Origin of the sequence: Halogranum gelatinilyticum (assembly GCF_900103715.1) — an archaeon.
Lineage (GTDB): Archaea > Halobacteriota > Halobacteria > Halobacteriales > Haloferacaceae > Halogranum > Halogranum gelatinilyticum.
Map to the genome: position 1 here is coordinate 900441 of NZ_FNHL01000002.1, position 20890 is coordinate 921330.

At 67.3% G+C, this 20890-nt stretch carries 21 protein-coding genes; 7 read left to right on the forward strand and 14 right to left on the reverse strand.

The features are described 5' to 3' along the window. Positions 1 to 24: 24 nt before the first annotated feature. The 7 genes from BLR57_RS11085 to BLR57_RS11115 form a co-directional block, all read right to left on the reverse strand. Positions 25 to 603: a cupin domain-containing protein gene (locus tag BLR57_RS11085; protein ID WP_170830616.1), complete on the reverse strand. Its 579-nt coding sequence runs from the start codon at positions 601 to 603 to the stop codon at positions 25 to 27. Positions 604 to 761: 158 nt separating this feature from the next. After that, a complete protein-coding gene (locus BLR57_RS11090; RefSeq protein WP_089697573.1) occupies positions 762 to 3632 on the reverse strand; it encodes a cation-translocating P-type ATPase in 2871 nt (956 codons plus the stop codon). A gap of 68 nt (positions 3633 to 3700) precedes the next feature. Further along, on the reverse strand, positions 3701 to 4444 hold the full coding sequence (locus BLR57_RS11095; RefSeq protein WP_089697574.1) for a beta-ketoacyl-ACP reductase: 744 nt from the start codon (positions 4442 to 4444) through the stop codon (positions 3701 to 3703). Positions 4445 to 4598: 154 nt separating this feature from the next. Then, a complete protein-coding gene (phaC, locus tag BLR57_RS11100) occupies positions 4599 to 6053 on the reverse strand; it encodes a class III poly(R)-hydroxyalkanoic acid synthase subunit PhaC (RefSeq protein ID WP_211603242.1) in 1455 nt (484 codons plus the stop codon). Positions 6054 to 6055: 2 nt separating this feature from the next. After that, positions 6056 to 6607, reverse strand: coding sequence for a poly(R)-hydroxyalkanoic acid synthase subunit PhaE (locus tag BLR57_RS11105; RefSeq protein WP_089697576.1), 552 nt, complete (start codon positions 6605 to 6607; stop codon positions 6056 to 6058). Between the two features lie 42 nt (positions 6608 to 6649). Continuing rightward, on the reverse strand, positions 6650 to 7114 hold the full coding sequence (locus BLR57_RS11110; protein ID WP_139173333.1) for a hypothetical protein: 465 nt from the start codon (positions 7112 to 7114) through the stop codon (positions 6650 to 6652). Next, entirely contained in the window at positions 7107 to 7433 is a 327-nt protein-coding gene (locus BLR57_RS11115) for an AbrB/MazE/SpoVT family DNA-binding domain-containing protein (protein WP_089697578.1), read from the reverse strand. The genes BLR57_RS11110 and BLR57_RS11115 overlap by 8 nt, the downstream gene beginning before the upstream one ends. A 195-nt stretch (positions 7434 to 7628) precedes the next feature. On the opposite strand from BLR57_RS11115, the gene BLR57_RS11120 reads away from it, so the two are divergent. The 3 genes from BLR57_RS11120 to BLR57_RS11130 all read left to right on the forward strand — a co-directional run bounded on the left by BLR57_RS11120 (position 7629) and on the right by BLR57_RS11130 (position 9612). Then, positions 7629 to 8258, forward strand: coding sequence for a MaoC family dehydratase (locus BLR57_RS11120; RefSeq protein WP_244509987.1), 630 nt, complete (start codon positions 7629 to 7631; stop codon positions 8256 to 8258). 314 nt (positions 8259 to 8572) lie between these two features. Then, a complete protein-coding gene (locus BLR57_RS11125) occupies positions 8573 to 8842 on the forward strand; it encodes a TrmB family transcriptional regulator (RefSeq protein WP_089697580.1) in 270 nt (89 codons plus the stop codon). A 152-nt stretch (positions 8843 to 8994) separates the two neighbouring features. Continuing rightward, positions 8995 to 9612: a DUF6517 family protein gene (locus BLR57_RS11130; RefSeq protein ID WP_089697581.1), complete on the forward strand. Its 618-nt coding sequence runs from the start codon at positions 8995 to 8997 to the stop codon at positions 9610 to 9612. Between the two features lie 8 nt (positions 9613 to 9620). Here BLR57_RS11130 and BLR57_RS11135 read toward each other — a convergent pair whose 3' ends face one another. Next, positions 9621 to 10574, reverse strand: a complete 954-nt coding sequence (locus BLR57_RS11135; RefSeq protein WP_089697582.1) for an L-lactate dehydrogenase — start codon at positions 10572 to 10574, stop codon at positions 9621 to 9623. Between the two features lie 108 nt (positions 10575 to 10682). Between BLR57_RS11135 and BLR57_RS11140 the strand changes: the two genes are divergently transcribed. Together BLR57_RS11140 and BLR57_RS11145 are read left to right on the forward strand one after the other, a co-directional pair. Beyond that, positions 10683 to 10967, forward strand: a complete 285-nt coding sequence (locus BLR57_RS11140; RefSeq protein WP_089697583.1) for a hypothetical protein — start codon at positions 10683 to 10685, stop codon at positions 10965 to 10967. 4 nt (positions 10968 to 10971) lie between these two features. Then, a complete protein-coding gene (locus tag BLR57_RS11145) occupies positions 10972 to 11166 on the forward strand; it encodes a hypothetical protein (RefSeq protein WP_089697584.1) in 195 nt (64 codons plus the stop codon). A 109-nt stretch (positions 11167 to 11275) separates the two neighbouring features. On the opposite strand, the gene BLR57_RS11150 is transcribed toward BLR57_RS11145, so the two are convergent. Beyond that, the gene (locus BLR57_RS11150) at positions 11276 to 13420 is read right to left on the reverse strand and encodes a histidine kinase N-terminal 7TM domain-containing protein (protein WP_139173334.1); all 2145 of its coding nucleotides are present in this window, start codon (positions 13418 to 13420) and stop codon (positions 11276 to 11278) included. A 210-nt stretch (positions 13421 to 13630) separates the two neighbouring features. Between BLR57_RS11150 and BLR57_RS11155 the strand changes: the two genes are divergently transcribed. Together BLR57_RS11155 and BLR57_RS19615 are read left to right on the forward strand one after the other, a co-directional pair. Beyond that, a complete protein-coding gene (locus BLR57_RS11155) occupies positions 13631 to 14866 on the forward strand; it encodes an ABC transporter substrate-binding protein (RefSeq protein ID WP_089697586.1) in 1236 nt (411 codons plus the stop codon). 29 nt (positions 14867 to 14895) lie between these two features. Next, complete coding sequence (locus BLR57_RS19615) at positions 14896 to 15174, forward strand: hypothetical protein (RefSeq protein WP_211603220.1); 279 nt, start codon at positions 14896 to 14898, stop codon at positions 15172 to 15174. An 18-nt stretch (positions 15175 to 15192) separates the two neighbouring features. Here the strand turns inward: BLR57_RS19615 and wecB are convergent, their stop codons facing one another. The 5 genes from wecB to BLR57_RS11180 are packed head-to-tail and all read right to left on the reverse strand — an operon-like array spanning position 15193 to position 20402. Next, entirely contained in the window at positions 15193 to 16251 is a 1059-nt protein-coding gene (gene wecB, locus BLR57_RS11160) for a non-hydrolyzing UDP-N-acetylglucosamine 2-epimerase (RefSeq protein WP_089697587.1), read from the reverse strand. Further along, on the reverse strand, positions 16248 to 17657 hold the full coding sequence (locus tag BLR57_RS11165; protein ID WP_244509988.1) for a nucleotide sugar dehydrogenase: 1410 nt from the start codon (positions 17655 to 17657) through the stop codon (positions 16248 to 16250). Before BLR57_RS11165 ends, wecB begins: the two co-directional genes overlap by 4 nt. After that, positions 17654 to 18649, reverse strand: a complete 996-nt coding sequence (locus BLR57_RS11170) for a Gfo/Idh/MocA family protein (protein ID WP_089697588.1) — start codon at positions 18647 to 18649, stop codon at positions 17654 to 17656. Before BLR57_RS11170 ends, BLR57_RS11165 begins: the two co-directional genes overlap by 4 nt. After that, positions 18646 to 19821 carry a DegT/DnrJ/EryC1/StrS family aminotransferase gene (locus BLR57_RS11175; protein WP_089697589.1) on the reverse strand — a complete coding sequence of 392 codons (1176 nt, stop codon included), beginning with the start codon at positions 19819 to 19821 and terminating at the stop codon, positions 18646 to 18648. The genes BLR57_RS11170 and BLR57_RS11175 overlap by 4 nt, the downstream gene beginning before the upstream one ends. Beyond that, positions 19818 to 20402, reverse strand: coding sequence for an acyltransferase (locus tag BLR57_RS11180; RefSeq protein WP_089697590.1), 585 nt, complete (start codon positions 20400 to 20402; stop codon positions 19818 to 19820). The genes BLR57_RS11175 and BLR57_RS11180 overlap by 4 nt, the downstream gene beginning before the upstream one ends. Between the last annotated feature and the right edge of the window lie 488 nt (positions 20403 to 20890).

The following is a 20890-nucleotide window of genomic DNA, read 5'->3' on the forward strand; positions in this document are numbered from 1 at the left end:
AGCTGTGGCGCGACGAGACGGCGACTACTTGAGGGGGTCCCGACCCAGCCTCCTCGCGATGCCAGCGAGTGCGCGTAGGAGGGGCCGCTGAACTAACCACGGGAGGCCCGAGAGACGGATGTCTGCCCGAAACTGAAAGAGCACCGCCGCCACTGCGAGAACGTCCGGCCGTCCCCCTGCACCGGCTGCATAGAGTGCCCGAGTCGCGGCTTCGAACTCGCCGGGCGGGCGCAACGTCGTCCGAATACGTAGCGTGTCGTCGCCACCGTTCCGGATGCTGTGAGCCTCGCCGGCAGCGATGGTCAGCGAGTCGCCGGGACGCACGACACGGCGTTCACCACGAACCGTCACCTCGGCCTGGCCCGCGATCACCTCCGAGCGTGCTTCCGCCTGCGGGTGAAGCCGGGCGGGGCCACTGTTGATTCCGACCGGGAGGACACCGTCCATCAGCAGGTACGCACCTTGCTCGTCAACACCGCGTTCGAGGAATGTGATGGACGCCCCTGTTGACAGGTCTTCGATAGTGTTCGGGTAGCCACGTGTGTCGCCTCTCGGGGAGTGTCCCGCTCCCGTCGACAGACGCTCGTCCGGACCAGTATCCATTCGCGCCAGAAGCCTTCGAGTGACCATAACCATTCTGCACATCTTGTCCACGGTTGGACAAGAACGCAGCTCCCCCGGTCGCTTCGACGTTCGACATCTCGCTACGCTCCCTCAAAATCATCAACACCGCGAGGTCAAACGGAGCCTCGTCTCACCGTTCAGTGGGTGGCCGACCGTGGTGCGACCCGTCGGACGACGGCCGACAGCGTGAGGCTCAGGACGACGAACACGGCCGTCGCCGCGGCGAGGAGCCCCCAGTCAGCGAGGTCGAGCGCGACGACGCGGAAGACCGCCGCGAGCGGCGTGTAGAGCACCGCAAGCTGGAGTGCGAACGACGTGGCGACCGCGCCAGCCAGCCAGCGGTTCGAGGTGACCCGGAGACCGTGGTGGCGACGGACGAGATACGCCCGCGCCAGCTCCGCAAGCACGAGGAACGTAAAGAGGAGCGTCTGGGCGAACGGGAGACTGCCCGTCCGGTCCAGTGCCCCGAAGAAGAGCCACAGCCCGACGACGGTCATGAAGATACCCGTCGCCAGCACCGAGCCGACGAGTCGGGCGTCGATGACGGCGGCGTCGCGGTCCCGCGGCGGCCGGTCCAGCACGTCGTCGCGCTTGGGGTCGACACCGAGCGCGAGCGCGGGCAGGCCGTCGGTGACGAGGTTCATCCAGAGGATCATCGCCGGGGTGAGCACGAGCGCTTCTTCGGTCCCCGCGAAGGTCTCGGGGAAGAGCAGCGTCCCCAGCAGGACTCCGGCGAAGACGACGAGGACTTCTCCCATGTTCGCCGACAGCAGGAAGTTGACGAAGGTACGGATGTTGTCGAAGATGCCCCGACCCTCGGCGACGGCGTCGCGGATGGTCGCGAAGTTGTCGTCGCGGAGCACCATGTCGGAGGCCTGCTGGGCGACCTGCGTCCCCCTGATGCCCATCGAGACACCGACGTCGGCGTTTCTGAGCGCGGGCGCGTCGTTGACGCCGTCCCCGGTCATCGCGACGATGTTGCCGCGCGCCTGCAGAGCCTGGAGGACCGCGACCTTGTGGGCGGGGTCGACGCGGGCGAACACCTCCACGTCGGCGACGCTGTCTCGGAGTTCCTCGTCGCCCATCGCCGCCACGTCCGCCCCGGTCAGGACCTCGTCGGTGGCGAAGCCCAACTGCTCGCCGATTGCGGCCGCCGTCTTCGGGTTGTCGCCGGTCGCCATCACGACGCGAATCCCCGCTCGCCGACAGTCGGCCAGCGCGCCTTCGACCTCCGGCCGCGGCGGGTCGAGCATCCCCTGGAGACCGAGAAAGACCATCCCCGACTCGATCTCGTCCTCGTCGGCCTCGGCGGAGACGGCCTCGCGACGGGCAAAGCCCAGGACGCGGAGCGCGTCGGCCGCGAAGGCGTCGACCCGGTCGGCGAGTTCCGCACGCCGCTCGTCGGTCATTTCGACGACCTCGCCGTCGAGCAGGAGGCGGTCACAGCGGTCCAAGACGACTCGCGGCGCGCCCTTCATGTACGCCGTCGGTCCGTCGCCGCTGCTGCCGTCGACGTCGGCGTCGGTGGCAGAGCCGCTGTCGACGTCGCTCCCCACTGCCGCCTCGGCGTCAGCGACGCCGTCGACGACGACGGTCATCCGCTTGCGCTCGGCGTCGAAGGGAAGCTCGCGCAGCCGCTCTCCCGTCGGTTCGACCCCAGCCCGTCGGGCCGCGCGGAGGAGCGCCACCTCGGTCGGGTCGCCGCGGAAGCCGTCCTCGGTCTCTGTGTCCAACTCGGCGTTGTTGCAAAAGACCCCGCAGGTGAGCAGTGCCTCGACGGCCGCCCGGTCCGGTGTTCCCCGCTCCCCGCCGTCACTGGCCCCTTCGCCGTCACTCGACCCCTCACTGCCACTCCCCCCTTCACTGCCACTCGCTCCCTCGCCGTCGGCGACGAGGCTCTCCGCGTCGGCTGCGTCGGTCGCGTCGGCCCCGTCGCTCTCCATCTCGTGGACACGGCCACCGGCGAGGAGCCGCGTCACCGTCATGCGGTTCTCCGTGAGCGTGCCGGTCTTGTCGGTGACGATGGTGTCGACGGAGCCGAGGCTCTCGACGACCGGCAGCGTCCGCACGAGCGCGTTGCGCGCGAGCATCCGCTGGGAGCCGAGCGCGAGCGTCAGCGTCACGACCGCGGGCAACCCCTCGGGGACGGCGGCGACCGCGAGCGTGACGGCCACGAGAACCACGAGCGTCGGCGGGGTGGCGGTGAGGGCCAACTGGGCCGCCGCGACGACGGCGATGAGCACGACGATACCCAGCCCGACGCGCTTGCCGAGGCGACCGACCTCGCGCTGGAAGGGCGTGTCGGGCGACGTCCCCGTCGCCAGCTGGGTGGCGATGGCTCCGACTTCCGTGTCCATCCCGGTCTCGACGACGACGGCTCTGGCCCGTCCGCGGACGACCGTCGTGTTCATGAAGACCATGTTGTCCCGCTCGGCGAGCGGCGTCTCCGGGTCGAGTGGGTCGACCGACTTCGTGGCACTCACACTCTCGCCGGTCAGCGCCGACTCGTCGGTCTCGAAGCTGGCCGTCTCCAACAGCCGGGCGTCGGCGGGCACCGCGTCACCCGCTTCCAGTTCGACGATGTCGCCGGGGACGACCTCGGTGGAGGAGATTTCGACCGTCTTGCCGTCCCGGTGGACCGCGGCCGTCGGCGTCGCGAGCGACCGCAGAGCCTCGATGGAGCGTTCGGCGCGGTAGTCCTGGACGAAGCCGAAGACGCCGTTGGCGAGTAGGATTGCCAGGATGAGCGTCGCGTCGAGATACTCGGGTTCGCGCCCCGGCAGGAAGCCCACCGCGAGCGAGAGTGCCGCCGCGAAGACGAGTAAGTAGATGAGTGCGTCCTGAAACTGCGAGACGAAGAGCGTGAGCGGCGAGACGCTTCCGTCGCGTTCGAGCTCGTTCGGACCCTGCTCGTCGAGCCGACGGGCTGCCTCGGCCGCCGACAGCCCCGAACGGTCCGTCTCGAGGTCGTCGACGACCGCCTCGGCCGACTCGCTGTGCCAGTTCATGTTCGATGACCTACGACTTCGGGGGTCTTAGGCGTGCTCTCGGCTGCGGCCACCGAACGGCCGCCGTCTCACCACTCCATGCCGCCGTTGACGCCGAGGATCTGGCCGGTCATGTAGGCCGACTCCTCGCTGGCGACGAACCGGACGATGCCGGAGATGTCCTCGACGGTGGCGAAGCGGTCCAACGGGATGCGGCTGAGAATCTTCTCTTGGACGCGCTCGGGAACCTTTTCGAGCATGTCGGTCTTGACGAAGCCGGGCGAGACACAGTTGGCCGTGGTGTTGTGCCGCGCGAGTTCGAGCGCGACCGTCCGGGTGAAGCCGAAGAGACCGCTCTTGGTGGTGGCGTAGTTGGCCTGACCGTAGTTGCCCTGTTGGCCGACGACGCTGGAGATGTTGATGAGCCGACCGTGGTCGGCGTCCTTCAGGTCGTCGAAGAAGGCGTGCGTGCAGTTGTAGACGCCGCCGAGGTTGACGTCCATGACCTGATCCCAGTCCTCGCGGCTCATGTTCTCGAACTTCTTGTCGACAGTGATGCCCGCGTTGTTGACCAACACGTCCGTGCCCCCGAAGGCGTCGGCGACGCGGTCGGCCATCGCTTCGACCTCGTCCTCGTCGCAGACGTCGGCCTGGACGGCGATTGCCGTTCCACCGTCCTCCTCGATGGCGTCGACGACCTCGTGGGCCTCACCCTCCGAGGAGCGGTAGTTGACGACGACGTTCGCGCCGTGTGCGCCGAGGTCCTCTGCGATTCCGCGACCGATACCACGCGACGAGCCTGTAACGACACAGGTGCGATCTTGGAGATTCATTGGTTGGGGCTGGCCCACGGCGGATGCAACCGGGGAACCGACTGCCCGCTCCGGGTCCTGCTGGGCCAATTACATCTAGAAGCTCACGAATCCCTAATGAACGTTTCTCCGGAAATCTGCCACGACGGTGTCGGCCGACCGTCAGGATATCCAACTACTCCGAGAGCAGGTCGCGGGCCTGTGCTATCCAGTCCTCGACGCGCTCGGGCGAGACGTCGATGGCCTCAGCGACCGCCTCGACGTCGGCGTCGGCGAGGTCCGCGAGGCTGTCGATACCGCTCTCGTGCAGCCGCTCGGCGCGTTTCGGGCCGATACCGTTGACAGCTTCGACCGTCAGCTCGGTCTCGTCGGCCTCGACCGCCTCATCGGTGTCGGTAGCGTCGTCGGTGTCGGCTGCCTCGTCGCTCTCCATCTCTGCCTCAGCCTCGACGGACTCCTCAACCTCGACAGCCTCGTCTGCGACGGCTCCGTCGGCGTCGCTGTCGTCGCTTTCGGTCGACGGCAGCTCCGTCTGCTCGGATTCGTCGCTCACCTGCGACCGCTCCTCGAACCACTCACAGACCTGCGGCCACAGTTCGGCGTGGGACTTCGAGGAGACCGAGAGGCCGATGTGGCCCGTCGGGAACTCCATCGTCGTCACCTCGGTGTCGAGCACCTCGTTGAAGCCCTTGGAGGCCTCCGGCGGGATGAGATGGTCGTACTCGCCGATGATCTGGACGACCGGCATATCGATGTTCGCGAGGTCGACGTGTTTGCCGTCCAGATGGAGGTCGTTCGTCATCAGGTTGTTCTGCTGGTAGATCTCTTCGAGGAACTGCTTGTAGGTCGTCCCCGCGACGTCGATGCCGTCGCCGATCCACTGCTCCATGCGCGCGAAGTTCTCGACGAACTCCTCGCGTTCGAGGTTGTCGTAGAGCCTGAGATACTTCGTGACGAAGTTGTCGACGGGGTCCATCAGCGCGAAGCCGATGTCGAGGAAGTCCGCGGGCACGTTGCCGAAGGCGTCGACGACCGCACCGGGCGTGTAGTAGTCGTCGTCACCCCAGAGTTCCAAGACGCCGCCCTCGCCGGTGAAACAGAGGCCGGCGGCCATCAGCCCGAGGTTTCGGACCTTCTCGGGATGGAGCGCGCTGTACATAACGCTCATCGTCCCGCCCATGCAGTAGCCGAGCAGATTGATCGAGTCCTGGCCCGAACGGTCGCGGACGACGTCGACGCAGTTGTCGACGTAGCGGTTGACGTAGTCGTCGAGTGTCAGCGACTGGTCGAGGTTCGACGGCTCGCCCCAGTCGATGAGGTAGACGTCGAAGCCGTTCTCCAGCAGGGTGCGGACGACGCTGCGGTCCGGCTGGAGGTCGAGGATGTACGGCCGGTTGATGAGCGCGTAGACGATGAGGATGGGAACGCTGTGCTGTTCCTCCGTCATCGACTCGTAGTGGAGGAGTTTGAGCTTGTTCTCCTCGTAGACGACCTCGCTCGGGGTCTGGCCGACCTCGACTTCCGCCATCGTCTCCGCGCGGTCGGGAGCCGCCGAGGCCTTGTCGATGAGTTCCGTCGAGCGTTCCCACTGCTTGCGCTGCATGTCCAGCGCGCGGACGAACGGGTTCATGCTCATTCTTCTATCGCCGCGAGGACACGGTCGAGCTTCTGCTCGACGGCGTGCTGGCGGCGTTCGAGTTCGACGAGCCGTTCGCCCACCTCGACGACGTCGCCCTCGGTGGCGAAGCCGAGCTGGTGGAGCGTGTCTTCGGCCTGTTTGTCGACCTCCTGTTGGAGTTCGAGGACGTCCTCGACGGTCTGGCCGGTCGCGGCAGCGAACGCGGAGGTGCTCATGACCTCCTTGAACGACTCGTTGGCGGCGTTGAGCCAGATGTCACGGAACTCCTCCGGCGAGACGTCCTCGCCCTCGATGACGTCGCTCGCGCGCTCGAACTGGGTCTCGGCGGCGTTCATCCACACCTCGTAGGCGCGGGCGTAGCCCTCGAGTCCCTCGGTGAGCCGCTCTTCGTCCGCCGATTCGTCGACGGCGTCCATCCACGACTCGACGAACTTCGCCTGTGCCTCGACGTTCTGTTCCAACTGGTCGAGGAACGTCTCGTTCATGTTCTCCATGAACGCACTCCACTTCTCGGGGGCGTACATCTCTGACGGATAGTTTGACATATCTGGAGCCTCGCGGGAGGGGTACAAAAGATTACTCGGGGGTTACTCGTCGAGTTCGATGGTCGCCGCCTCGGTCTGGTCTTCGACCTGACCGAGCGTCTCCAGGTAGGCGTCGATGGAGTCGTCGAAGTACTCGCCGTACTGGTCGACGAAGTCATCGAAGGCGTGACCGTTCTCTTCGAGGGTCTCCTCGAAGGCGGCCCACGTCTCCTCGTTGGCACCGTGGAGTGCCTCGAACTGGTCGGCGACGGCCTCGTGCATACTGTCGTAGGCGGTCTCGTCGCCGGGGACGGTCGCCTCGAACATGTCGAGGTAGGCCTCGACAGCAGTCTGGGAGACGTCCATGCTCGTCTCTTGGACCGCCTTCCCGGAGTGGAGGCTGTCGCGGACGGTCTTGGCCATCTGCTTCTGGAAGTTCAGGCTCTGATGGACAGCCTTCTGGGACTGTTCCATCGAACGGCGTTGCATCTCGAACATTGCTGCGAAGGGGTTGGAAGTCTCACTCATTGGAATCACCACGGGTCCGCTTGATCGGGATGACGAACGTCTGGACGAGATCGCCCTCGTCGATGTCGAGCGCCTCGCGCTCGGCGTCTGGGATGCTGATACGACCCCCGCTCTGCACGCGGGTCTTGAACACGGCGGCGTTCATGGGGTCGACGTCGCCGACGCTCTGTTTCGTCGAACGGCCGGCCCCGTTGGCCATCCCGCCCGCCGAGAGCATCTGTTCGAACAACTCCATCTGCTGGTCGCTGAACTCCTCGCTCGCGCGTTGGAACTGGCTCGCGAAGGCGGCGGGCGACCACGGCATCTCGTCGTTCGTCATCTCGACTAGGTGTAACCGCCGCCACATACAAATATCTTCCTCTCGTTACCATCTATTGGTGAGAGATGGTAGTGAATGGTTTCGGGCGGTTGGAACGGTGGTCTCCCGGCAGCTCGCGACGACATCGAACAAAAATGTATCGCAAGCCATATTACGTGATGTTACCGAGGGACATGGGTACGAGATCCTTCAACGATGAGTAACCGACAATCGAGTGCGACAGAGGGTGTATCGAACGTGACGCAGGCGTGGCTTCGGGCGTCGAGTCATCTGATGAACAGTGCCGTCGAGGCGAACCGGGCGACACTCGCCGCCTTCGGTCTCGTCGACCGCGACGGCGAGGAAGACACTCGGGCCGACGCCGGGACGCCCTCGGTCGCCTACAACCGCGAGGACTGGGTGACAGAGCGGACCGTCGACCGGCCCGAACACATCACCGTCGGCGACCACGTCGCGTTTACGAAGACCATCTCGCAGGACGACGTGGCGGTCTTCGCGGAGGCGAGCGGCGACACCAACCGCCTGCATCTGGACCCCGAGTTCGCCGAGGACACGCGGTTCGGCCGCAACATCGCCCACGGGACGCTCGTCTCGGGACTCATCAGTGCCGCGCTCGCACGGCTCCCCGGCCTGACCATCTATCTCTCGCAGGACGTCGAGTTCACCGGACCCGTCGACATCGGCGACCGGCTGACGGCCACCGTCGAGATCGTCGAAGACCTCGGCAACAACCGGTATCTGCTCTCGACCGACGTCCACAAGGAGGACGGGAAACAGATCATCGAAGGTGAGGCCGTCGTCCTCATCGACGACGTGCCGGAGTAGTCTTACCCCGGGCGCGCTCGACCCACAGTCGGTGTCGACTCTATAGCCGTAGAACCCCGTTCGTACCGATATATACCGCCCCTAGCAACGCTTTTCGCTGTTCTCCACGTCACTGTGAACTGAGACGTTCACGACGAGAGACATTTTTGTTTTAGGTACCTTATATTCGTAAATCTGCGTAATAGGTGAGTTATATATGTTATCGGCAAGATGTTCCTGGTAACGCGAGGAGGTACAGACCGACGCCGTGTCGTGCGGCCCGCGAGGGTCGCTCCGACGTGTCCCCGCCGTGGCCTCACTCGCCGGACAAAACCATGAAGCCCCAGACCATCAACACCAGCCCGGAACAGAGTACCGAGACGCCGACCGCTCCCAGCTTCGCCGACTTCACGCTCCCGTCGAGTCTCGACTCGACGGGGACGAAGCTCGTCTACCTGTATCTCGACGCGACCAACGGCGGCGACATCGCCGACCTCCGCGCGTCGCTCGGCATGAAGACCATCACGCTGTACCCCATCCTCCAGACGCTAGAGACGAACGGTCTCGTCAAGCGCGACGGCGACGAATACCACATCGCATCGTAGACGGATTCTCCTGCTATTTTCACCGACCGCCAGCCGCAGCTCCACCCGGCGATTTCCGGATTGTGGTGCCGCCTCGTCCGTCCGGGTCGTGGCTGCCGCGCGTGGTGCTCCACCGGCGGTAAGGTCATTCCACTCCCGACCCAACCACGGCCATGGACGGACAGTTTCCGTCGCTCCCCGCGACGCTCGACGACGAGTGGACCCTGTACGAACGGACCTCCGGTGTCGTGTTCAGCCTCCCGAATGCCGAAATCAGCGAACACACGCTCGTCTACGAGGACGCGACGCTCCGGGGCGACATCTGCACAGCCACCGACGGCGCGCTCGACCGCGTCTGGCGGTTCTTCTTCGCGACGCGGCTGACCGTCTCGCCGCCGCCACCCCCCGGCGTCGGCACGGCGAGTTGGTATCCCACCGTCGCCTCGGAGGCGCGCGACGCCTTCGCCGACGACCTCCGCGAGCGCGGCTTCCGAAACGTCGAGCGTCACCGCGGCCAGCGGATGCGGACCCGAGGTGGAAAACGTGCCCGACTGACGAAGTTCACCGCAGACTATCCGGTCGCCCGCGATGGCGACGAGACCGAGGAGACGAGCCTGCCGACGGAGGGGTTTCTCGCGATCTGGGCCGACGGCAGGGAGTTTCGGCTCGCGGGCGGCGCGCATCCCACGAGCTTCGACGGCGCGCTCGACGCGGCCGAACGCGACGCGCTCGGCGTCCATCCGTCGGGCTACCGCAACGAACTGCTGGAACTGATCCGCGAGGTCGAGTGAGGCTACTCCTACTCCTCCAGTGCCGCCCGGCTCTCCCGTAGCACCGCCGCGGACTCCTCCAGTGCATCCCGCTCGGACGCGGACAGCGTCGGCTCGATGACTTCACGCACGCCGCCGCGGTCGAGCACGCACGGCAGGCTCAAGAAGACGTCTTCGAGCCCGTACTGGCCGGTCATGCGCGTCGACACGGGTAGCACTACCTCCTCGTCGCGGACGACCGCCTCCACGATGTCGGTCGCGGCGAGCGCGATGGCGTAGTTGGTCGCGCCCTTCCGGTCGATGACTTCGTAGGCCGCGTTGCGGACCGTCTCGGCGATGTCGGCCTTCTCGCCCTCGGCGAACGGCTCGCCGTGCTGTGCGAGATAGTCGTCGACCGGCAGCCCGGCGACGGTGGTCGAACTCCACAGTGGGACCTCGCTGTCACCGTGTTCGCCGACGACGTAGCCGTGGATGTGGTTCGCGTCGACGTCACACCGCTCGCCGAGGACGTGCCGGAACCGCGAGGTGTCCAGTGTCGTCCCCGAGCCGATGACCTGCTCGGCCGGCAGTTCCGACAGCTCCCACGTCAGCTGTGTGAGTACGTCGACCGGGTTGGTGACGACGAGGAGCACGCCGTCGTCGGCCATCCCCTCCGTAATCGCGGGGATCATCTCTTCGAAGATGTCGGCGTTTCGTTCGAGGAGATCGAGCCGCGTCTCGCCGTCTTGCTGTGACGCTCCGGCGGTGACGACGACGACGTCGGCGTCCCAACAGTCCTCGTAGTCGCCCGTCCGAACGTCGACGGGCGGCGCGAAGTACGCGCCGTGGTTCAGATCCATCGCCTCGCCGGTCGCACGTGCCTCGTCGACGTCGACGAGAATCAGCTCGGAGGCGACGCCGTGGGTCACGAGTGAGAACGCGGTGGTCGACCCGACCGCACCGACACCGACGACGGCGACGGTCGTGTGGTCGTTGGCTGGCATCGTCCGTCGGTTCGGGCGGCGGGAGCATAACAGTTCGACTGCGCGCAACGGGGTCGAGCCGCCAAAACCGCCACAAGCGACTTATTATCCGCGTGTTAACACCGGACAATGCCTTCCAAGAACGCCCTCGGAATCGCCCCCCTGGTCTGCGGGGCCGTCCTGCTCTCGGGGACGATGGCACGTCTCGGCGGGGATCCCGTCGGGACGGTTTCGTCCGTCGCGCTCGCTGCACAGTTCCTCGGCGGTGTTGCCGCCATCGTCGTCGGTGTCGGTATCCTCAGCGGCTGGCGGTCCTTCGGGAGCGACGACACGGACGCCTCGACCGAAACCGCCCTCGCCACCGTCACCGCCGTCGCGCTCGCGCTCGGCGTGGTCGGGGTCGTCTTCGGCTGAGTCGATGATCTCGCGCCAAAAGCTTCGGAACGCCGTCGCGGCTGACCGCGGCGCGCTGGTCGTCGTCGCGGTCGTCGTCGCCGTCACGACGTGGTTCGCCGCCCCCGCTCCCGACGCGACGACGCGGGCCGCAAACACGGTGTTGGGCGGGACGCTCGCGTTCCTCGCCGCCGCCGTCGGTCTCGCAGTCTTCGAGTAGCACTCGCAGGGACCCGTTTCTACTGTCACCACCGCCCCCAGCCGTGGCACTGTCGCGCGCGACGTCGCCCGGACGCGCGTCAGTCCTCCGAGTCGGCACCACTGGTCGGCTAGGGTCGCCGCCACTGGTCGGCCATGGCCGACGGCTCCGACGCGGTCGGCGGATGGTGGTCTCCCTCGGCCGTCGTCGACCGCCGGAGCCGGACCGTGACGACGCTGCCGCGTGGGTCGTTCTCGTCGATGTGGAGTTCGCCGTCGGCCGCGGAGACGATCCAGTGGACCAGCCACAGTCCGAGACCGTTGGCGTGTTCCAGTTGGGACTCGCCGCCGCGCTGGAAGATGTGCCTGTCGTAGTCGGGGATGCCGGGACCGTTGTCGACGATGCGTATCTCGACGGCGTCGGTGGGGTCGTCCGCGACGGTCGCGACCGAGACAGTCACTGTGGGGTCGTCGGCGTCGTTGTGTTCGACGGCGTTCGTCACCAGCTGTTCGATGGCGACTTCGAGCAGGTTGGTGGCGTCCGCCCACGCGTCGTCTTGCACGTCGAGGTCGACCGTGGCGTCCGGACGCTCTTCGGTGACGGTGCGAACCGCGGCGTCGACACAGTCTGCGATCCGCTGGGGGCGGAGGTCGGCCTCGCGGTCGAGTCCGGCGTCGACGTACCGGGATTTTTGACTCGCAGCGAGGAGCTTCTCGCCGGAGCGGTGTGCCGTCTCGAGCCAGCCTCGAACCTCGTCGTCGTCGGTCGCGTCGATGGCCATCGACACGAAGCCCTGGACGGCGGTCATCTTGTTGCGGACGTCGTGGCGGAGGACGCGGTTGAGCACCTGGAGCCGCTGTTCGTACTGGCGGTGTTCGGTCACGTCGTGGGCGGTCCAGAGGACGCCGTCGAGAGCCGGATTGTCGAGGAGCCGTTCGCTCTTCGCCTCGAAGACGTGCCACGAGCCGTCGACGTGTTCGACGCGGACGTCGGCCCAATCGGTGGAGCCGCCCCCGTCGGTGGCGTCGAACGCCTCACGCGCCGCCTCGCGGTCGTCGGGGTGAACGAGTTCGAACAGCGGCTCCCCGTGGAGCGCGTCGGGCGAATAGCCGAGCGTGCGCTCGAACGACGGCGTCGCATACTGCAGACTGCCGTCGGTGTCGACGAGCGCGACGATGGTCGACGCCTGTTCGACGATGGTCCGGTAGCGCTGTTCGACCTGGCGGCGGTCGGTGATGTCGCGAAGGCTGAGAACGAGACCGCTCGTTGCCCCTGACGGCTCGTCGAGCCGGGTGACGGTGACGTCGTAGTACTTCCGGCTCCCGTCGCAGTCGACGACGAGGTCCTCGGAACTGTCGGTCCCCGTGAGGTGAGCGAGCAGCGTGGGGTAGTCCGCGAGTGCCGTCTCGGCGGGCTGGCCGACGAGCCGGTTCGCGTCCTCGAAGAGGGTTCGGGCGGTCGAGTTGAGGTCGGCGACCTGCTCGTCGCCGTCGAGGATGATGACTCCGTCCGTCATCTCGTCGATGAGCTGGGTGCGGGCGACGGGGACGACGTCCAGCATCTGATACCGAGAGAGCACGTACGCGACGACCAGAATGGTCACGCCGAACGTGATCGGCGTCAGGTCGAGATACGGCATCGGGAGCAGCTGTGCGACGCTGAGGAGGCTTCCGGTCAGGGGAATCGTTCCGGCGACGGCCAGAAGCGTGCTCTGTCGCCGCCGGACCCCGTGGTGGCTGTAAGCGTCGTACGCCAGCACGCCCAGCGTGACGAGGTCGACGAGATACGTGTAGAGCAGGAAGACCAAGAACAGTATTCCCGGCTCGATAGCGAGCATGACGCCCTGCGAGACGGTCACGAGTCCGTCGGGCGTGGCGACGAGACCGCGGTACTGGGGGGTCAAGACGGCGAGAAGCGTCAGCAGCGGGACCGCTCCGAGCGCGAGAATCCCGGCAGGCCCGGTCCAACGGTGTCGTTCCGCGTAGGTGAAGACGAAGACCGGCCACGCGACCGCCATCAGCGTGACGCCGACCCAGACAAAGCGGTTCCAGAACAGCTTGCCCGCCAGCGTCGTCGACGAGAGCTGGAACCAGTAGGCCGTCGACCAGAGGACGACGGCGGAGGAGGTCGCCACGAACGCCCACGTCCGCTTCCGGTCGAGTCGGTCGCGGTGACCCAAGACGTAGACAGTGGTGAGTAAGGCGATACCGCTGGCAAGCAACAAGGGGAGCGTGTACGGAATCGCCTGCCAGCCCATCTCTGTATCCCTCCTCACTGGCGCGTTATAATATCATGGTACTGATACGTGCAGACGAATTGACACGAACACGCCGCCCGCGTCGGGACGAGAGTCGCCAACCGACGTGTTCGTCCCGCCTCGACGGCCGATACACGGAGACGCGCGTCACCTGCGCGGTCCGCCGGCGAGGCTTTAGGCACACCTAACTTTCGAAACGCTCTTCACTGTTTAGGCGAGCCAAAACCCATGGAACGCGATTCGCAGCCGACACCGACGCGCAGACGACTTCTGGCAGCCAGCGCGGGTCTCACCGCTGGCGGGCTGCTCGCTGGCTGTGCGGGCCAGTCGCCGGAGTCGACAGCCGAGTCGACATCGGACGGGACGACGACTGCCGAGCCGACGACCGAGTCGACCGATACCGAGACGACACCGGAACCGGGCTACACGGCGGAGCTGTCGCCGGTCGGAACCGTGAGCCTCGACGAGCCGCCGACGGACGTCTTCGCGCATTTCCCGTGGTTCGCGGACATGGCGAGCGCGCTCGGCCACGGCGAGAGCATCAACAACGTCTGGTGGGACGGGACCGCCTCGACGCTGGACTACTTCACGGCCGGATTCGACGACTTCGACATCCCCTGGCGCGACAAGACGGGGTCGTACGGCTTCTCGAAGGAGCAGCTGTACGAACTCGATAGCGACCTCCATCTCGTCGACCCGGCGTGGGTGACGACGCAGGACAACTGGGACCGCTCCGACATCGACGAGATCGCGGACACTCTCGGCCCGTGGCTCGGCAACTACTACAGCAACTTCAACGCGACGCCGCCCGAGACGTGGGCCGACGGCTACCAGTATTACACGCTCTGGGAACTGTTCGAGCAGGTCGCCGCGCTGTACGGCGAGCGAGAACGGTACGAGGCACTCGCGTCGGTCCACGACGACCTCCTCGGGACGGTCGAGGAGGGACTCCCCGCGGAGTCCGAGCGGCCGACCGTGGCCTATCTCTCGGTCTCGACGGATCTCTCGGCCATCTATCTGCTCCGGCTGAACGCCCCCGGCTACTTCAACGCCCACACCCGACCGCTCGGCGCGGTCGACGCCTTCGGCGGCGAGGAGTGGGACGGTGCGTTCAAACAGGTCGACATGGAGGCACTGCTGGAGGCCGACCCGGACGCCATCCTCGCGCTGTGGACGGTCACGGACGCCGTCGACTTCGAGGCGATGACGCAGAACCTCCGCGACGACCCCGTCGGGAGCGAGCTCACCGCCGTCCAAAACGACCGCGTGTACGCTCAGGGAACGCGCTGGCAGGGACCGCTGATGAACCTCTTTCAGACCGAGATGACGGCGAAGCAGCTCTATCCCGACGAGTTCGGCGCGTGGCCGGGCTACGAGAACGGCGACGTCTATCCCGAGTTCGAGTCCGACGAGCAGCTGTTCGACCACGGGCAGGTCGCGGACATCATCGCGGGAGAGTTCTGACCTGCGGTTCGTCTCTGCCGTGCGGTATCGTGGCTGCCGATGAACGGCCGCTCCGACGGTGGCGACGAGACGCCACCGACGGGGCGGGGCACGCTTGTCGCTCTTCTCGCGTTCGCTCGACGAGTTCGAGACTGCCGAGCGCGAAGAATGCGAAGAACGCGAAGAATGCGAAGAATGCGAAGAACGCGAAGAATGCGAAGAAAGCGAAGAATGCGAAGAATGCGAAGAACGCGAAGAACGCGAAGAATGCGAAGAATGCGAAGAATGCGAAGAATGCGAAGGACGTGAAGAGCGTGTTTCCGTTGTAACTGTCGTCGCCCAGCGGACTACCCGCGAAGTGCCTCCGCGATCCGCTCCGCGGCGTGGCCGTCGCCGTACAGCGACGGCTTCGGCGGGAGCGGCTCGTCGTCGCGGAGTGCCCGTGCGATGGCGTCGGCGTCGGCACCGACGAGGACGTTCCAGCCAGCCTCGACCGTCTCGACCCATTCGGTCTCCTCTCGGAGCGTCACGCACCGGCGGTCGAGATAGAGTGCCTCCTTCTGGACGCCCCCGGAGTCGGTAGCGACGCGCTCGGCTCCGTCGAGCAGGCAGACGAAGTCGAGATAGCCCACCGGGTCGACGACGTGGAGCGCGTCGGTCGCGCGGTCCCACAGCCCGTGGGTCTTCAACGCGGCTTCGGTCCGCGGATGGAGCGGCAGGACGACCGGCAGCGGCGACTCGGCGAGCCCGTCGATGACGGCGGCCAGCCGGGCCGGGTCGTCGGTGTTGCCCGCGCGGTGGACCGTCGCCAGCACGTACTCGCCCGCATCGAGTTCGAGGCGGTCCAGCACCGTCGACCCCTCGACCGCCCGGTCGCGGACCCGCAGGATTGCGTCGAAGCCGACGTCGCCCGTGACGTGGACGCCCGACGTGATTCCTTCCCTGCGGAGGGTCTCGGCCGCGCTCTCGGCGGGTGCAAAGAGGAAGTCCGAGCAGTGGTCGGTCAGGACTCTGTTGACCTCCTCGGGCATCGACCAGTTGCCGCTGCGGAGACCGGCCTCGACGTGCGCCAACGCGGGGTCGCGCTTGGCGGCGACGAGCGCGGCCGCGAGCGTCGAGTTCGTGTCGCCGTAGACGAGCACGAGATCCGGAGCCTCGGCCTCGACGACCTCGTCCAGCCGGACCAGCATCTCGGCGGTCTGTGCCGCGTGGCCGCCGGAGCCGACGCCGAGGTTGTAGTCCGGTTCCGGAATCCCGAGTTCGGTGAAGAAGACGTCCGACAGCTCGGCGTCGTAGTGTTGTCCCGTGTGGACGAGCACCTCCTCGTGTTCGCGACGGAGGGCGTCCGAGACGGGGAACGCCTTGATGAACTGCGGCCGCGCACCGACGACGGAGAGGATCTTCATCGGTCGCCTCCGGCAACCGTGTTCGCGTCCCCGCCGTCGGTCGCGGCGGTCCGCTCTACCGACCCGACGCGCCGCCCGCCGCCGATGCGGTAGACCGGGTGGCGCGTCTCGCCGACGCTGCCGCGGCCGTCGACGACGACCACGTCCTCGAAGGCGTCCCAGTCGATAGCGTCGAACTCGGCGTGGGGTGTGACGACGACGACCGCGTCCGGGTCCGTCGTGAGCAGGTCGTCCACGTCGACGCGCTCGCCCGCGAAGTCGCTCGTGTCGTCGAGCACCGGGTCACAGACGAGGACGCGCGCGCCGAGTTCGGCCAGCCGCTCGACGAGCGGCTTTGCGGGCGTCGCGCGAATCTCGGCCACGCCGGGGCGGTAAGTCAGCCCGAGGACGAGCACGGTCGCGTCGGCGACGTGTTTCCCCACCGCGGCGAGTTCGTCCTCGACCTTCTCGGCGGTGAACCGCGGCATCGAGTCGTTGACCTGCCGTGCGGTCCGGAGGAGTGGGGTGTCCCGCTCCACACGGTCCATGACGAAGTACGGATAGTACGGGATGCAGTGGCCGCCGACGCCCGGTCCGGGCGTGTGGATGTCACAGAAGGGCTGGCTGTTGGCCGCGTCGATGGTCTCGACGACGTCGATGCCGAGTTCGTCGGTCAGCGTCGCCAGCTCGTTCGCGAGTGCGATGTTGACGTCGCGGTACAGCCCCTCGAACAGCTTGACGCACTCGGCGGTCGTCGCGTCCGCGACGGGGATGACGTCGTTCGTCGTCAGCGACTCGTAGACCAGCCGCGCGACGCGGGTGCTCTCGGCGTCGACGCCGCCGACGATCTTCGGATGGCCGCCGCGGACGTCCGACAGTGCCCGACCGCTCAGGGTGCGCTCGGGGCAGACCGCGACGCCGAACGCCGCCTCGTCCAGCCCGCTCACTTCGGCGACGAGCGGCCGGACGAGGTCGCGTGCGGTGCCCGGCGGGACCGTACACTCGACGACGACAAGGTCGCCCGCGGTGACGTTCGCGCCGAGCGCGCGGCACGCCGACTCCAGTATCGAGAGGTCGGTCCGGTGGTCGTCGGTGACGAGCGTCGGCACGATGACGACGTGGACGGTCGCCGCCGCATCGCTCGCATCAACCGTCGCACGGAACGCCCCGCGAGTGACCTGCTCGGCGACCGCCTCGGGGAGTCCGGGTTCGCCCGTGACGTGACACTCGCCGGCGTTGAGCGTGTCGACGACTCCCTGGTCGACGTCGACGCCGACGACGTTCCCCGTCGTCTCGGCGTAGACCATCGCCAGCGGCAGCCCCATCTTCCCGAGTCCGTAGACGGCGACCGGCACGTCGCCGCCCTCGAACGCCCGACGCTGTGCGGCGGGCGAGAGCGACGAACCGTAGAGCGAGACGGGGGTCACTCGGCCACCTCCGAGAGCGGCGTCCCTCCGACTGCCCCCGTCGGGCCGTCCCCGACCCGCTCGGTGACGAGCATCGCGAGCGCGAGTGCTCGGAGGCCGTCGTCGATGCCGACCACGGGTTCCGAGCCGGTGGTCGCCGCCTTGACGAACGCCGCGAGTTCGAGCTTCAGCGGTTCGCCCGCCGAGAGCATCGGCTGTTCGATGACGCTCTCGTTGCGGTAGCTGACCTCGCCGCCCTGCCGACGGTACTCGGGGTGGGAGTGGCGGTGGATGCGCAGCGACTGGTCGATGTAGTCGACGGTGACGAAACACTCCTCGGCCGTGACTTCAAGGGTTCGGACCTTCTTCTGGGTGCGGCGGCTGGCGGTCAGCGTCGCGAGCGTCCCGTCGGCGAAGCCGAGATGGGCCGTCGCGTGCTGGCCGTCGGCCGTCCCGAAGCCGTGGACCGACTCGACGCCGCTCCCGGCGAGCGCGCAGACGACGTCGAGGTCGTGAATCATCAGGTCGAGGACGACGCCGTCGTCGATGCGACGCGCTGGCGGCGGCCCGAGCCGGTGGGCTTCGAACGCGACCGGGGTGAGGTCGGCCATCACGTCGAACAGTGCCGTGACCGCCGGGTTGAACCGCTCGACGTGGCCGACCTGGACGACGACGTCGTGGGCGTCGGCGAGGGCAGCCAACTCGCGTCCCTCTTCGACGGTCGCCGTGACGGGCTTCTCGACGAGGACGTGGACGCCAGCCTCGATGGCCTGGCGGGCGACGTCGAAGTGAAAGCGGGTCGGCACGGCGATAGAGACCACGTCGGCGCGAGCGAGCAGTTCGGCGAGGTCGTAGGCGACCGTGTCGAACTCGTCGGCGACCTCACGGGCGAGCGCGTCGTCGACGTCACTGACGCCGACGAGGTCGACGCCGGGGAGTTCCGCGTAGACGCGTGCGTGGTTCCGCCCCATCGCGCCGACGCCGATGACACCCGCTGCAACAGTCGCGCTCATCGGTTCGCCTCCACGTACGCGTGAATCGCGTCGGCGACGCGCTCGACGTCGACCGGTGAGACGCCCGGATGCACGGGCAGCGAGAGCACTTCGTCGGCTGCGCGTTCGGCGATGGGTGCGCGGACGTCGAGTCCGGCGTAGGGTCGCTGGCGGTGGATGGGGATGGGATAGTAGACGCCCGTCCCGATCTCTTCGGCGGCGAGATGGGCGGCTAGGCCGTCGCGGTCGGCGGAGCGCACCGTATACTGGTGGTAGACGTGGCGGAAGCCGTCCGGCTCCATCGGCGTGACGAGCGGCGTGTCGGCGAGCAGGTCGTCGTAGCGCGCGGCGTTCTCGCGGCGGCGGTCGTTGAACCCGGGGAGTCGCGTCAGCTGCACTCGGCCGATGGCCGCCGCGAGGTCGGTCAGCCGGTAGTTGTGGCCGACGGTCGCGTGCTCGTAGCCCGAGACGCGGCCGTGGTCGATGAACCGGCCTGCAGCTTCGGTCAGTTCGGCGGAGTCGGTCGTGATCATCCCGCCCTCGCCCGTGGTCATGTTCTTCGTCGGGTAGAACGAGAAGCAGGCGACGTCGCCGAAGCTCCCGACTCGCTGGCCGTCGACGGCCGCGCCGTGGGCCTGTGCGGCGTCCTCGACGAGCGCGAAGTCGAACTCGTCTGCGAGTTCCTGGAGATGGGCCACGTCGGCCGGGAGACCGAAGAGATGGACCGCGACGACCGCGTCGACCTGCTCGCCCGCGCGGAGCGCGGCTTCGAGCGCGTCGACGTCGAGGTTGTAGGTGAGGGGGTCGATGTCGACGAAGCCCACCTCGGCCCCGCAGAGCGCGGCGGCGTTCGCGCTGGCGACGAACGAGAAGGGCGTCGTCACGACGCGCGAGCCGGGACCGACGCCGAGTGCGACGAGCGCGGCGTGGAGTGCCGTGGTGCCGTTGGAGGTGGCGACGGCGTGGTCGACGCCGCAGAACTCGGCGAACTCGCTCTCGAAGGCCTCGACCTCCGTGCCGTGGGCGAGCTGGCCGCTGCGGACGACGGCGTCGACGCGGGCGCGCTCCTCGTCGCCGAGCGCGGGCGCGGCGATGGCGATGGGTCGGGTGCGGCGGGTGACCGCCTGTGGTCGGCTCGGGCTATCGACGGCCGCGGTGTCGACGCCGCCGTCGGTCGGGATGTCCGAGCTCATCGGATGTGGTTCCCCCCTTTGAGCGACTCGGGCAGCGGTCGGTGGACCGCGGGCGAGCCGACCGCGAGCGTCCGCGGTGGGACGTCGCGCGTGACGACCGCGCCCGCGGCGACGAACGCGCCTTCACCGATGGTGACACCGGGAAGAATGGTCGCGTTCGCGCCGATGGAGACGTGGTCCTCGATGGTCGCGCCGACGAGACCGACGTCCTGTCTGACTGGGTAGGGGTCGTTCGTCAGGACCGCCCCCGGTCCGACGAAGACGTCGTCGCCGATGACCGTCTCGGGCGGGATGTAGACGCCCGTCTGGAGACTGACGCCGGAGCCGACGACGACGCGGCCGTCGACGACGGTGTTCGTGCCGACGAGCACGTCGTCGCCGATGACCGTCTCCGCGCGGATCAGGACGTTGTGGCCGGTGGTGAAGTCGTCGCCGACGACGACGTCGCCGTAGAGGATCGACCCCGAACGGATGGTCGCGCGGTCGCCGACGACCGTCGGGTGCTCCCCGCCGCCGACGCCGAGTTGGACGTCGGGGTCGACAGCCGGGTCGTCGCCGAGTTGATGAAGTATCGTTGTCATAATCGTCTCGTGGTGGTCCCCCACGACGGGGGAGTAGCCTCGACCCAGAGGAGGTGTCTGTGTGGCTTTGTTAGTCGGCCCCTGTGAGCCTCGTAGGGCGGTTCAGCCGACGAAGAATGTGGGTCGCGTGTGGCCCGCGGTCTCGCAAACGGACGGACTCGCGGACGAACGAGTTCAGGTAGTGGGAGTGTCGGGCACGTGCGTCGAGTGCGGATGGGAGAGTGGCAGTAGTGAGTGGCGGGTCCGTGCGTTGGGTCCAGATGGGAGCGCGGCGGGTCCAGGTGCGAGAGCCGCAGAGAGTGACGGACGCATGCGTGAGGTCCAAGTGAAAGCGGCGGATTCGCCCGAAGTGACGGGTGCGTGTTGGGGTAACGGGCAAGAAAAACGGCGGCGGAGTCGTCGGCTACCGACCGGCTGCGACCGGTCTGTGTTCACCGACGCGGGGTCTGTCGGACCGGGATGGGCATCGGGCTGCGTTTATCCGAGCA

Coding starts and splice junctions, on each gene's coding strand:
- BLR57_RS11085 (WP_170830616.1), bottom strand. CDS start 603: ATGGATACTGGTCCGGACGAGCGTCTGTCGACGGGAGCGGGACACTCC.
- BLR57_RS11090 (WP_089697573.1), bottom strand. CDS start 3,632: ATGAACTGGCACAGCGAGTCGGCCGAGGCGGTCGTCGACGACCTCGAG.
- BLR57_RS11095 (WP_089697574.1), bottom strand. CDS start 4,444: ATGAATCTCCAAGATCGCACCTGTGTCGTTACAGGCTCGTCGCGTGGT.
- phaC (WP_211603242.1), bottom strand. CDS start 6,053: ATGAACCCGTTCGTCCGCGCGCTGGACATGCAGCGCAAGCAGTGGGAA.
- BLR57_RS11105 (WP_089697576.1), bottom strand. CDS start 6,607: ATGTCAAACTATCCGTCAGAGATGTACGCCCCCGAGAAGTGGAGTGCG.
- BLR57_RS11110 (WP_139173333.1), bottom strand. CDS start 7,114: ATGAGTGAGACTTCCAACCCCTTCGCAGCAATGTTCGAGATGCAACGC.
- BLR57_RS11115 (WP_089697578.1), bottom strand. CDS start 7,433: ATGACGAACGACGAGATGCCGTGGTCGCCCGCCGCCTTCGCGAGCCAG.
- BLR57_RS11120 (WP_244509987.1), top strand. CDS start 7,629: ATGAGTAACCGACAATCGAGTGCGACAGAGGGTGTATCGAACGTGACG.
- BLR57_RS11125 (WP_089697580.1), top strand. CDS start 8,573: ATGAAGCCCCAGACCATCAACACCAGCCCGGAACAGAGTACCGAGACG.
- BLR57_RS11130 (WP_089697581.1), top strand. CDS start 8,995: ATGGACGGACAGTTTCCGTCGCTCCCCGCGACGCTCGACGACGAGTGG.
- BLR57_RS11135 (WP_089697582.1), bottom strand. CDS start 10,574: ATGCCAGCCAACGACCACACGACCGTCGCCGTCGTCGGTGTCGGTGCG.
- BLR57_RS11140 (WP_089697583.1), top strand. CDS start 10,683: ATGCCTTCCAAGAACGCCCTCGGAATCGCCCCCCTGGTCTGCGGGGCC.
- BLR57_RS11145 (WP_089697584.1), top strand. CDS start 10,972: ATGATCTCGCGCCAAAAGCTTCGGAACGCCGTCGCGGCTGACCGCGGC.
- BLR57_RS11155 (WP_089697586.1), top strand. CDS start 13,631: ATGGAACGCGATTCGCAGCCGACACCGACGCGCAGACGACTTCTGGCA.
- wecB (WP_089697587.1), bottom strand. CDS start 16,251: ATGAAGATCCTCTCCGTCGTCGGTGCGCGGCCGCAGTTCATCAAGGCG.
- BLR57_RS11170 (WP_089697588.1), bottom strand. CDS start 18,649: ATGAGCGCGACTGTTGCAGCGGGTGTCATCGGCGTCGGCGCGATGGGG.
- BLR57_RS11175 (WP_089697589.1), bottom strand. CDS start 19,821: ATGAGCTCGGACATCCCGACCGACGGCGGCGTCGACACCGCGGCCGTC.
- BLR57_RS11180 (WP_089697590.1), bottom strand. CDS start 20,402: ATGACAACGATACTTCATCAACTCGGCGACGACCCGGCTGTCGACCCC.